The 12,305-nt window shown below is 64.1% G+C and carries 10 protein-coding genes; 7 read left to right on the top strand and 3 right to left on the bottom strand.

The genetic code is table 11. From position 1 onward, the window contains the following. The first annotated feature begins 66 nt into the window (after positions 1–66). Genes Q0877_RS09520 through Q0877_RS09510 form a run of 3 tightly spaced genes read left to right on the top strand, consistent with a single transcriptional unit; the run spans position 67 to position 1,096 of the window. Positions 67–354, top strand: coding sequence for a DUF4244 domain-containing protein (locus tag Q0877_RS09520; RefSeq protein ID WP_299167238.1), 288 nt, complete (start codon positions 67–69; stop codon positions 352–354). Positions 355–407: 53 nt separating this feature from the next. After that, positions 408–728 (top strand): TadE family type IV pilus minor pilin, encoded by a 321-nt coding sequence (locus Q0877_RS09515; RefSeq protein ID WP_299167237.1) that lies wholly within the window; start codon positions 408–410, stop codon positions 726–728. After that, entirely contained in the window at positions 725–1,096 is a 372-nt protein-coding gene (locus Q0877_RS09510) for an Rv3654c family TadE-like protein (protein ID WP_367182160.1), read from the top strand. Before Q0877_RS09515 ends, Q0877_RS09510 begins: the two co-directional genes overlap by 4 nt. A gap of 12 nt (positions 1,097–1,108) precedes the next feature. On the opposite strand, the gene Q0877_RS09505 is transcribed toward Q0877_RS09510, so the two are convergent. Continuing rightward, a complete protein-coding gene (locus Q0877_RS09505) occupies positions 1,109–3,463 on the bottom strand; it encodes a DEAD/DEAH box helicase (RefSeq protein ID WP_299167235.1) in 2,355 nt (784 codons plus the stop codon). 73 nt (positions 3,464–3,536) lie between these two features. Next, on the bottom strand, positions 3,537–4,187 hold the full coding sequence (locus Q0877_RS09500) for a GNAT family N-acetyltransferase (RefSeq protein WP_299167234.1): 651 nt from the start codon (positions 4,185–4,187) through the stop codon (positions 3,537–3,539). Between the two features lie 98 nt (positions 4,188–4,285). Between Q0877_RS09500 and Q0877_RS09495 the strand changes: the two genes are divergently transcribed. Continuing rightward, the gene (locus Q0877_RS09495; RefSeq protein ID WP_299167233.1) at positions 4,286–5,203 is read left to right on the top strand and encodes a rhodanese-related sulfurtransferase; all 918 of its coding nucleotides are present in this window, start codon (positions 4,286–4,288) and stop codon (positions 5,201–5,203) included. A gap of 58 nt (positions 5,204–5,261) precedes the next feature. On the opposite strand, the gene Q0877_RS09490 is transcribed toward Q0877_RS09495, so the two are convergent. Beyond that, complete coding sequence (locus tag Q0877_RS09490; protein ID WP_299167232.1) at positions 5,262–6,377, bottom strand: hypothetical protein; 1,116 nt, start codon at positions 6,375–6,377, stop codon at positions 5,262–5,264. Between the two features lie 280 nt (positions 6,378–6,657). Between Q0877_RS09490 and Q0877_RS09485 the strand changes: the two genes are divergently transcribed. The 3 genes from Q0877_RS09485 (at position 6,658) to Q0877_RS09475 (ending at position 12,184) form a co-directional block, all read left to right on the top strand. Continuing rightward, positions 6,658–8,280 (top strand): methyltransferase, encoded by a 1,623-nt coding sequence (locus Q0877_RS09485; RefSeq protein WP_299167341.1) that lies wholly within the window; start codon positions 6,658–6,660, stop codon positions 8,278–8,280. Between the two features lie 113 nt (positions 8,281–8,393). After that, on the top strand, positions 8,394–11,153 hold the full coding sequence (gene topA / locus Q0877_RS09480) for a type I DNA topoisomerase (protein ID WP_299167231.1): 2,760 nt from the start codon (positions 8,394–8,396) through the stop codon (positions 11,151–11,153). Between the two features lie 44 nt (positions 11,154–11,197). Then, a complete protein-coding gene (locus tag Q0877_RS09475; protein WP_299167230.1) occupies positions 11,198–12,184 on the top strand; it encodes a Ppx/GppA phosphatase family protein in 987 nt (328 codons plus the stop codon). The last annotated feature ends 121 nt before the right edge of the window (positions 12,185–12,305 follow it).

Here is a 12,305-nt window from a genome sequence, read left to right as displayed (position 1 = left end):
CGAGACAGCACCCGCTGGATCGTCCAGCCAGGACCACCTGGAAAAGTTACTATCCAAGGAGTTGTCATGACAGGTTCCATCGCACCAACCGTCCTTCACGAGGACGCGCCGGAATGCCCCAATCAGGATCGTCCGCTCGCCACCGTGACCCGTCTGCAGCCGCCCCCCGCCAAGCCCAACCGCCGCACCCGGCGTGAACTGATGCGGTCCGAGGCCGGCCTTGCTACCGCCGAATACGCGATTGCCACGCTCGCAGCTGTAGGCTTCGCCGCTCTCCTGGTGGCGGTCCTTTCGAGCGGTGAGATCCGCGGCATGCTCATGTCGCTGATCACCAACGCGCTCAGCTTCGGCTGACCCTCGTGGACCGGACGGAACCGCGGAAGGTGCGCGGCAGGGAAGATGGTGCTGTGACTGCGGAGGCGGCAGTCGCATTCCCGGCGGTGATTGTGGTGCTGGCAGTTGTTCTTGCCGCTGCGACGCTCGGTCTGTCACAACTGCGGATAGAGGAAGCGGCAAGGGCCGGGGCACGTGAGCTGATGCGTGGCGAATCTTCCGCTGTTGTGGATGGCACCGTTCGCAGGATCGCTGGAGAGCAGGCACATATTGCCGTTCAATCCGGGGGTTCCTACAACACCGTAACCGTGACAACCACTGTTGATGTGCCGGTCCTGAATCTGCTCGACGTTAACCTCTCCGCGCGTGCCGTCGCTCTTCCGGAGCAGGAATGATGCGCGTCGGTCCGGACAAGGAATCCGGAGCCGGCACCGCGCTGATGGCCGGCGTCGCCATGGCAGCTCTGCTGCTTCTGTCAGTTGTTGTCCTGTTCGCGCAGGCGTCAGTGGCAGCATCCAGGGCAGCAACAGCGGCGGATCTGTCTGCACTCGCGGGGGCTGACGCCGCACGCGGGCTCCGCGACGGGAGCCCCTGTGCGGTAGCCGCCGAGGTCGCGTCCCTTCATGAAGCCCGGCTGACAGAGTGCTTGATCGAGGGAGAATCAGGACACATCGTTCGAGTTTCTACCGAGGTCGATTCCATTCCTGCACTTCCCCCGGCATCGGGGCGGGCACGAGCCGGTCCACCGTCACCAGGTCCCTAGCCGAAAGGAGGATTACCCGTCCGACATGCCGTTGGCTGGCGTGGGCTCACCGTCCGGAGCCTGCGCCAGCAGCATGTTGAGCAGCGTGAGGGCTCCATCCTTGCTGAGGGGGTTGTTGCGGTTGCCGCACTTCGGCGACTGAACGCAGGAGGGACAGCCAGCGTCACACTCACACGATCGGATCGCCTCCGCCGTGGCTCCCAGCCAGGTCTTCGCCGCCTCGAAACCCCGCTCGGCGAAGCCGGCACCGCCGGGGTGGCCGTCATAGACAAAGATGGTGGGCAATCCGGTGTCCGCGTGCAGCGCCGTCGACACTCCGCCGATATCCCAGCGGTCACTCGACGCGACGAGGGGCAGCAGCCCGATCGCGGCATGTTCGGCGGCATGGAGTGCTCCCGGAAGATCCGCGGCGCTGATTCCGCTGCTTTCGAGTAGCCGGTTGTCGCACTCGAACCAGACGCTCTTGGTGAAAAGGTCCCGTGCGCCGAGGTCCAGCGGTTCCTCACCGAGGATTTCATTCGAGACAAAGGCCTTGCGCTGGAAGGAAATCACCTGGGTTGTCACCTTCACCTCCCCGAAGCACACCCGGATGGGACCCCACGGCACGCTGCGGTGTTCGGAGATCACCTCGATCTGGGTGACGTCCCGCGCTTGCGTGTAGTAGTCGGGATTGGAACGGGTCACGATGGCGCAGTGGTCCTGCTCGTTCAGTTCCTCGACAACATAGCTCTGGCCCTGGTGGACATAAATTGCGCCGGCATGAGCCTGATAGTGGCTTTGCGGAGAGTCCATCGTGCCGAGTACCGTGCCGGTTTCGCTCTCGATGATGTTGATCGGGCCTCCGCCGTCCGCACGCAGGTTGACCATGCCGGCAGCACTTTGCGGATGAGTCCAGAACCAACCTGCGGGGCGGTTGCGCAGCAGCCCCTGGTCCACCAGCTGATCCAGCAGGGCAGGAGCCGTTTCCCCGAAAAGCGGCAGATCCTCGACCGTCAGCGGTAGTTCAGCGGCCGCAGCGCATAGGTGTGGTCCGAGCACGTAGGGGTTGGCGGGATCGAAGACCGTCGCCTCAACGCCCACATCGAACACTGCTTCAGGGTGGTGGACGAGGTAGGTATCGAGCGGATCGTCGCTCGCAACGAAGGCGGCAAGCGCGTCCTGGCCGGAACGCCCCGCCCGCCCGATCTGCTGCAGCAGGGACGCACGGGTACCCGGCCAGCCGGCCACCAGAACCGCGTCCAGGCCTGAAATATCGATCCCCAGCTCCAGCGCGGACGTGCTCGCCACGCCGAGCAACCGACCGGACCGCAAGGCGGACTCCAGCTGGCGACGTTCCTCGGGCAAGTAACCGGACCGGTAGGCTGCGACGCGCGCTGGCAGTTTCGGATCGACCTCGCTGAGCAGCCGCTTGGTGTTCGCTGCGATGCTCTCTGCGCCTCGGCGCGATTTGATGAAGGCGATGGTCCGAACCTGTGCCGACACCAGATTGGCCAGCAAATCGGACGTCTCGGCAATCACGGTCCTGCGTTGCCGGGCGCCGTTCTCCCCCCGAAGATCGGTCAACTGCGGCTCCCAGAAAGCCACCGTCGTCGACCCGTGGGGCGACGTGTCCTCAGTGAAAGCCCGAACGGGAGCACCGATCAGCTTCCCGAAGGACTCAGCCGGCGCGGCGGAGGTCGCTGACGCACCGATGAACACGGGATTCGCCCCGTAGTACGCGCACACCCGGCGCAATCTCCGCAGCAGATTGGCAACGTGCGACCCGAAAACGCCGCGGTAGCTATGCGCTTCGTCCACAATCACGTAGGTGAGGCGCCGGAAAAACCGTGCCCACCAGGCATGATTCGGCAGGATCCCATAGTGCAGCATGTCCGGGTTCGCCAGGACGAGATTGGCGTGATCACGGATCCAGCGCCGCGCGCCCGAGTCGGTGTCGCCGTCGTAGGTGTCCGCCCGGACTGTAGCCAGGCCAAGAGAGGAAATGGCGGAAAGCTGGTCGGCGGCGAGCGCTTTGGTCGGCGAGAGATACAGTGCGACGGCACCGGTCGGCTCGAGCGACACTTTCTCCGCCAGCGCTGAACGGTGGATTGCGTCCAGAACGGGCAGCTGGTAGCTCAGTGATTTTCCTGAGGCAGTGCCCGTGGCAATGACGACGTGCGACCCTGCATGAGCGGCATCCGCTGCAACGCTCTGATGCTTCCAGGGCTCGGAAATCCCGCGGGACCGGTAGGCCTCAACCACATCGGGGTGAACCCATTCGGGCCAAGGGCTGTGCACGGCATCGCGGGCCGGAAGTTGGCGCACGTGAACCAGTTGCTCAGGATCAACTCCGCCAAGCAGCGGAATCAGGGAATCATGAGCAAGCATCCAGCCATTTTGTCACCCCGACACAAATCAGTTAGGGGCGATCAGTTCGAGCAAGGGATCGAGCGAGCTGACGTCAGCGGCGGATCACAAAGGTATCAGCCAGGTGCGTCCAGCCCAGGTATTGGTACAGCTGGCGTCCCTCCTCGGAGGCCATCAGCAAGCCGGTTTCGACGTCGTCTCCCAGGATGTCGGCCGTCAGCGCGCGCATCACGAAGCTGCCTAAGCCCCGGCGCCGATACTGCTGCGAAGTGATGATGCGGTCATAGACAGCGTGTTCATCCTGTTTGGCTACCGACCCCCGAGCGGCCTCCTCGCCGTTCACAGTCACCAGAACGCGCCTGCAGTCCGCCTCGCGAATGTGCTCAAGTTTGAACTCGTCGTCCGGTGGGCGAGGGTCTTCGACATCCTGGCCATCCATATCGGCGCACATCAGAGCCTGCTGGCGATCGGTGACCCGCATCCCAAGCGGAGCCACCGCCTCGAGGAGCTCTTGCGCGCGGTTGGTGATCACCGTGAGCACGCGATAAGAGTCTTCGCGGGTCTCTTCGGCGAGATCAAGGAGTTCGCCGATAGTTGGTTCATAAACGATGGTCTCGAGGTGGTCCTGTTGGTCCGTGAGCAGGACCGACATGCTGCTCCCGTTGTCCTGTGGCGCATAACCGCGGCACTTTGCCCAGCCCGAAACCCACGTGCGGACAAGTTGATCAGAAAGAGCGGCTCCCATGACTGGAACCATAGTGGTGGCCCGCCCGTAAAGACATAGCTCGGCGAATAGGTTGCTGATTTGAGACCTCTCGCGTGCACGCCGGTACGCTTTATTGCGTGTCAATGAACCGAATCGTCCTCTACTACGCGTTCACGCCGCTGCCCGACCCCGAGGCTGTGCGGTTATGGCAGCGCGCCCTGTGTGAAAAATGGGGCCTCCGCGGCAGGATTCTCATCTCGAAGGACGGTATCAACGGCACCGTCGGCGGTGAACTCAACGCCGTCAAGCAGTACGTAAAGGCAACCCGGGAGTATCCCGCCTTCAAGAAGATGGACATCAAGTGGTCCGAGGGTGGTGCCGAGGACTTCCCCCGGCTCAGCATCAAGGTCCGCGATGAGATCGTGTCCTTCGGCGCACCGGGTGAACTGAAGGTGGACGAGAACGGTGTGGTCGGCGGCGGCACTCATCTCAAGCCCGAACAACTGCATCAGCTGGTCAACGAACGCGGCGACGACGTCGTATTCTTCGACGGGCGCAACGCGCTTGAGGCCCAGATTGGGAAGTTCCGGAACGCGATCGTCCCGGATGTAAACACCACCCACGATTTTGTGAGCGAGCTCGATTCCGGGAAGTACGACCACTTGAAGGACAAGCCGGTGGTCACGTATTGCACCGGCGGCATCCGCTGTGAGGTGCTTTCCAGCCTGATGGTCAACCGCGGATTCAACGAGGTGTACCAACTGCAGGGCGGCATTGTGCGTTACGGGGAGACACACGGGGACGCGGGTCTCTGGGAAGGCTCGCTCTACGTCTTCGACAAGCGCATGCACGTCGAGTTCACCAAAGACGCCAAGACAATCGGCAAATGCGTCCGCTGCTCCGCTCCCACCAACAAGTTCGAGAACTGCTCCAACCTGAGCTGCCGCAATCTGACGCTGTACTGCGCCGGGTGTGCCGCCGACCCGGCTACGCTTCGCTGCCCGCAAGGGTGCGAAACGGACGAGGCTGAAGCCACGGCCGTCGGCGCCGCCTGACCTTACCGCCCGGACGTGACCCAGCCACGGCCGTCGGCGCCGCCTAACCGCCCAGCCCTCAGCCGGCCGCCAATTCAAGGACCGGGCCCTGATGCAACGCGCGGTATACGCGGTTCCGCAACCTGTTCGCCTCCCCGTCGGTCAGCGTGCGGTCCAGCGCCTGAAGCGTGAGGCGGACCAGCAGGTTCACCTGCCCCGGCTGTGCTTCAAGACGGACGACCGCGGCAGCCGGCAGCTGCTCCACCGGCGTCCGTGCACGGATCACCAGTGACTCCAGCACATCCGCGTCCTTCCCGAGCGCCTCGCGGGCAACATCTCCAAGGATCTCCGCATCCGCCTCCGGTGTGCTCAGTATGGATAAATCCCTCCGGACCGCAGGCATGAGCGACACCGGGCGCCAGGGTCCAAGGTCGAGCATTTGCGCCGCGATGCGGGGGTCAGGCGAGCGCAGCAGCCGGATGTCGTCCACGCCCTTACGCAGCATCAGAGCACGGTCCAACCCCATCCCGAGTGCAAGGCCGCTCCAGCGCCGAGGATCAAGCCCAGCGCTTCGAAGGATCCTGGCGTGCACCAGGCCGCACTCGGCCAGCTCAAGCCAACCGGCCGACGTTTCGACGTCTATCTGAAGGCCATGAGAGGTATAGGAATGGGCAGCAGGGACGGCCCGCCAGCGCGCGCCGGGCAGAACGGCATCGACGACGGCGGCGGCCATACTGTGAAGGTCCGCCTCGCCCAGCAAGCCGCGCGCCTTGAGTCGCCACAGGTCCACCTGATGCGGGGTTCCGACGTGCGTCCGGTCCACCGCATCGCGGCGGTAGACCAATCCGGGAAGAACGTGAAGCCGGTCATACGGGTTCCCGATCTCCGTCAGCGAGTCAAGAACAGCTGGGACGCCGGCGGAGGTGTGACTTCGAAGCATCACCGTGGGGCTGGCGTGGCGCGAGTAGCGCGCATCCCGCGTGACGTCGTCGTGCGCGTAGCCAAGCCGGTCATAGTTGTCGGCCGTGGCAACAAGGGGCGTGGTGCGGTGGACCGTAGCGGGGACATTCCAGGTTTGCACCAAGCGGCTGACGACGCCGTCGAGCAGTTCCTGCATTGCGTGGGGTCCCTGCCCGGGATCGGTCAGGTCGCGGATGGACAGGGCGGAGGTGAGCTGGGGGATGGAGAGGTACATAGCTGGTCCTTTGGAGAGTGCCGGGAGGGGGTGAAGAAACCCCCGACCGCGGACACCGTGTGGACTCAGCTGGAGTTAGACGCGCAGCGCAATGCCCTCACGGCCGACAGGCGGCCGGGGGCTGATAAATCGCTGGCTGGTGTGCATGCGTCAATGGTAAGCGAGGACGTTCTCGAGCGGAACGCCCGGGGGCTTTCGTAGTGCCTTACCGGTTTGGCCATCTGCCCGCTGCTCCACGGCAACAACACGGAAGGCTCGAGCCCAATAGGCTTGTTGCGTGTTGAATTTTGCCGAAGTACCCGATGCCCCGCAGAGCGATGACCAGGACCTGTTGAACCGACTCGCCGCGGATCTGACAACTGTGAATTACACGGTCGACGGCGTCGCGAACCTGGTCGGTACTGACGCCTATGCCGCACTGGAGCGGGACCAGACCGTGCCGGCTCTGCTTGCCGCGCGCGCTGCGCAGGAGCGGGAAGGACAGCAGCAGGAAGGACAGCACAGCTCCGAAAGCCGGCTCGCCGCCGTCGTGCTGGTTTTCATGCTCGGCGAGAGCGCACCCGCCGCAACGCTGGATGCCGCATTTCCATCGACCGGTGCCGCCGGCCTGCTTTCGTTGGGGCTCGTGGAAGAGTACGACGGCGGTGTCCGCGCCTTGATGGACCTCCGCCCCTATTCTTCGGACACCGGCGGCGATGTGTGGGTGGCCTCCGACCTCGGTTCCCACGTCCGGCCCGGGGTACTGCGAACCGATCACGTGCTCGGGATCGGGCGGGCATCGCTGACCCTTGCCCAGTTCGCGGCGCGCGCTCCCGTGGACCGGGCACTCGACCTGGGCACCGGCTGCGGAATCCAGACCTTTCACCTCCTGGCCCACGCCCGCCATATCACCGCCACCGACATCTCCGAACGGGCGCTCGCCGTCACCCGGTTCAATCTGCTGCTCAACGCGTCGGCGCTCGGGATCGACCCGGCGGACCTCGACGCCCGCGTCTGTCTTCGGTTGGGAAGCTTGCTGGAGCCGGTATCGGGGGAGACGTTCGACCAGATCGTGTCCAATCCGCCGTTCGTGATCACTCCGCGCAGCACCGGTGAAAGAGTGGAGGACCAGTTCACCTACCGCGACGGCGGCCTTGCGGGCGACGACATCGTGTCGTCCCTGCTCGGCGGCATCCCATCAGTACTTTCGCCGGGCGGAACGGCGCAGCTCCTGGGCAACTGGGAGATCCCGGAAGGTCAGACCTGGGACGGGAGAGTTGCGGGCTGGGTCCCGGATACCGCGGATGTCTGGGTGGTTCAGCGCGAGCAGCTCACTCCTACCCACTACGCCGAGACGTGGCTGCGAGATGCCGCCGAAAACCGGGATCCGGCCAGATTCGCTGAGCGCTTCAGCGACTACCTCGCTGACTTCGGGTCCCGTTCCGTCGAGCACATCGGGTTCGGTATGGTCTGGCTGCGGAATACCGGCGGCCCGGCGACGCTGCGTCGCTTCGAAGAAATTACCTACGACCTTGAGCAGCCAATCGGACCCCACGTCAGCGCAGCGGTTGCGCGGCACGACTGGCTGGGCGATTGTGCCGACCTGCCTGGCCAGCACCTGCTCGTTGCGGAGGACGTCACCGAGGAGCGGCATCAGCGGCCCGGAGCTGAACATCCCGGCGTGATCCTGCTCCGGCAGGGAGCCGGTTTCCGACGCACCACGCTGCTAAGCACGGAGCTGGCCGGCTTCGTTTCAGCGTGCGACGGCGACCTTTCGGCGGGTCAGATCATCGGTGCCCTTTCGGCACTGCTGAATCGCGACGACGACGCGTTCTCCGACGCGCTGCTGGAGGAAGTGCGCAACCTGGTCAAGGATGGTTTCCTCGTCCCCGACTCTGGTGCCCCGACGGAGCCGTTACCCTAGTGCAGGTAGGCGTACCGCATACTGAGAAGGGCAGGATGCCCACCAATTCAGATATTGAGCTCAGGTTGAGCGGTTGTTCTGCTCTTTAAGAAGCACCTGTATCGAGGAGTGAAGTGCCAGCTAAGGCAACGAACAAGAAGCCCGGCAAGAAGCTCGTCATCGTCGAGTCTCCGACCAAGGTGAAGACGATTGCCGGCTACCTCGGGGAGGGCTTCGAAGTCGCCGCATCGATGGGACATATCCGAGATCTGCCGCAGCCATCGGACTTGCCCGCGGAGCTCAAGAAGAGCTCGCTCGGCAAATTCGCGGTGGATCTGGAGAAGGACTTCGAGCCGTACTACGTGGTATCGGCCGATAAGAAGAAGCGTGTCGCCGAGTTGAAGACGGCTCTTAAGGACGCCACCGAACTGTACCTCGCAACTGACGGTGACAGGGAAGGCGAGGCCATTGCCTGGCACCTCCTCGAGGTGTTGAAGCCGAAGGTCCCCGTCTACCGGCTCACCTTCCCGGAAATCACGCGCGAGGCCATTCAACGTGCCATGGAGGAGTTGCGCGACCTCGACATTCCCATGGTGGATGCCCAGGAAACGCGTCGGATTCTCGACCGCCTCTATGGCTATGAAATTTCCCCGGTGCTGTGGCGGAAGGTTGCCCGCGGGCTGTCCGCCGGCCGCGTGCAGTCGGTAGTTACTCGTCTGGTGGTCGAGCGTGAACGTGAGCGCATGGCGTTCCGTGCGGCGTCGTACTGGGATCTGACGGGTACGTTCTCGCCGGAAGATACGTCAAAAGGTGAGTCCTTCACCGCGAAACTCATCTCCGTGGACGGAACCCGGGTCGCCACAGGCAAGGACTTCAGCGACCTCGGCCAGCTGAAGTCACAGAGCGTCGCCGTGCTGAGCGAAGCGGCCGCAACGGCCCTGGCCGAGGGGCTTCAGCAGGCTGCCTTCGAGGTCCGCTCGGTAGACACAAAGCCATACACCCGTCGTCCTGCGGCGCCCTTCACCACCTCCACGCTGCAGCAGGAATCCGCCCGCAAGCTGCGCTTCTCTTCCCGCGTAACCATGCAGGTAGCCCAGCGCCTGTACGAGAACGGTTACATCACGTACATGCGAACCGATTCGCCTGCGCTGAGCGACCAGGCAATCGACGCCGCCCGGCGCCAGGCTTCCGAGCTGTACGGCGCAGAGTACGTCCCGGACGCCCGCCGCATTTATAAGGGCAAGTCCAAGAACGCCCAGGAAGCCCACGAAGCGATTCGTCCCGCCGGCGACTCTTTCCGGACACCCGCCCAGGTAGCAAATGAGCTGCGCGGTGACGAGTTCCGCATGTACGAGCTGATCTGGAAGCGCACCGTTGCTTCCCAGATGGCAGACGCCAAGGGCTCGACGGCGTCAGTCCGGCTGGGAGCGAGCACTCCGGACGGGAAAGACGCGGAATTCTCCGCTTCCGGTACTGTCATCACCTTCCGTGGTTTCATGGCCGCGTATGAGGAGGGCAGGGACGCCTCTCGCGACGAGGACGACGCTGCCGGCGGAAACGGTCAGTCGGGACAGGGCGGCCGTCTGCCCAATCTCGCTACGGGCGACGCCCTGGGCGCGGAAGCCATCGAACCGATCGGCCATGAGACTTCTCCTCCTCCGCGCTACACCGAAGCGTCCCTGGTGAAGTTGATGGAAGAACGCGGTATCGGCAGGCCTTCCACCTACGCCGCAACGATATCCACCATCATGGACCGGGGTTACGTCCGCTCCCGTGGTCAGGCGCTGGTTCCAAGCTGGATTGCGTTCTCGGTGGTTCGGCTGCTCGAGGAACACTTCACCGATTACGTGGACTATGACTTCACCGCCGAACTCGAGGAGGACCTCGACCGCATCGCTCGCGGCGAGGAGAGCCGCGTCCAGTGGCTGAACCACTTCTACTACGGGGACCGCAAGGATACCGGGCTGAGCACGATCGTGAACGATCTCGGGGAGATCGACGCCCGCCGTATCAACTCGGTGGAAATCGCTGAGGGCATAGTCCTGCGCGTCGGCAAGTTCGGCCCGTACCTTGAGAAGCCGCTGCCCGAGGATGCGCCGGAAGGTACGGAGCCCCAGCGGGCAAACGTCCCCGAGGACCTCGCTCCCGATGAACTGACGGCAGAGAAGGCTGTGGAGCTGATGAACAGCCCCGCGTCCGAGGAGCGCGTCCTGGGAACCGATCCGGAGACGGGACGGTCCATCGTGGCACGGGACGGCCGCTACGGGCCGTACGTCATCGAGATCATCCCGGAACCTACCGCAGAGGAGCTGGCCAACCAGCCGGTCGAGTACTACAAGAACGGCAAGCCCAAGCCACCGAAAAAGCCCGTGAAGGTCAAGCCGCGTACCGGTTCGCTGTTCAAGTCGATGACCGTTGAGACGGTCACGCTTGAGGACGCACTGAAGCTGATGAATCTTCCCAGGGTTCTGGGCAAGGACGCTGAAGGCAACGAGATCACTGTCCAGAACGGCCGGTTCGGTCCCTACCTCAAGAAGGGCTCGGACTCGCGTTCGATCGGTTCGGAGGAGGAGATTTTCACCATCACGCTGGAACAGGCGCTGGAGATCTACTCCCAGCCCAAGCAGCGTGGCGGAAGGGTCGCAACCCCGCCGCTGGCCGAGTTCGGTGATGATCCGGTGTCCGAAAAGCCGATTGTGGTCAAGGAAGGCCGTTTTGGTCCGTACATTACGGACGGCGTCACGAACATCACCGTGCCCAGGTCTACCGCTATCGAGGAGCTGACCCGGGAAACCGCCGTAGCGCTCTTGGCCGAGAAGCGCGAGAAAGGCCCGGCACCACGAAAGTCCGGCGGGCGCGCGCCGGCCAAGCGCAAGGCCACTGCACGCAAGTAGTAGCTGGTTGAGACCGTGGAAGCGCTGCGCGACATAATGGGCTCATGCGGCTAGGCGTCCTTGATATCGGATCCAATACGGTTCATCTACTCCTGGTGGATGCGCACCCAGGGGCGCGGCCGGTGCCTTACGCTTCCCATAAGCGCCCGCTCCAACTGGTGAGCCACCTGGATGCCGAGGGGCGGATCAGTGAAGAGGGCCAGCGGGAACTTGTAGGTTTCATCCGCCAGGCTCGCGCCTTCGCGAACGATCATCGCGCGGAAGACTTCCTCGCCTTCTGCACCTCTGCTATCCGGGAATCCGGAAACGGCGCAGACGTCCTGCGGCGGGTTGAGGCTGAGACCTCGGTGGTCCTCCAGGAGCTTTCCGGAGACCAGGAAGCCGCCATGACCTTCCAGGCGGTACGGCGCTGGTACGGGTGGAGCACCGGGTCCATTCTCAACCTGGACATCGGCGGCGGATCGTTTGAGATGGCCATGGGCCAGGACGAGCTGCCCGAAGTTGCGCGGTCGGTCCCGCTGGGTGCCGGACGCCTCACCAGAGAGAGGCTCCCCGGCGATCCGCCGACGCCGCTCGACGTCAAGAACCTGCGCCGCTACATTCGGCAAACCCTCAAGGAGTCAGCAGGCGCCTTTGCTGTCCTCGGCGAACCACACCTGGTTGCCGGGACATCGAAGACCTTCCGGTCCCTGGCGCGTATTGCCGGTGCGGCCCCGTCTGCAGCGGGCCCGTTTGTCCGACGAACGCTGCGTCGTCAGGACCTCTCCCTGTGGGCGAAGCGGCTGGAGGCCATGCCCGTAGGCGACCGGACAAATCTCGACGGCGTTTCCGAGCTGCGGGCGCGCCAGGTGCTTGCCGGTGCACTGGTCGCCGAGGCGGCGTTCGAAGTCTTCAACGTGCAGGAGATGGACATCTGTCCGTGGGCGCTGCGCGAAGGACTGATCCTCCGCCGCTTCGACACCCTCATGTTCGAGGCAGACGAGCCCATGCCGTCGGTCGGCGTCGGGCACGTGCACCTGGGAACGCGCTGACTGAGGCCCCCGGCCGCGTGCCGCGCCTAGGACACGAGCGCGAAGCAGACGAGAGGGCCCAGCAGCGGACAAAAAGGTAGTGCCGGTGAGCCTGCAGCGTGATTGGGGGAAACACTGCTGC

Source organism: uncultured Arthrobacter sp., assembly GCF_947495145.1.
Classification (GTDB): domain Bacteria; phylum Actinomycetota; class Actinomycetes; order Actinomycetales; family Micrococcaceae; genus Arthrobacter_D.
This window is presented reverse-complemented; position numbering and strand designations above follow the sequence as displayed.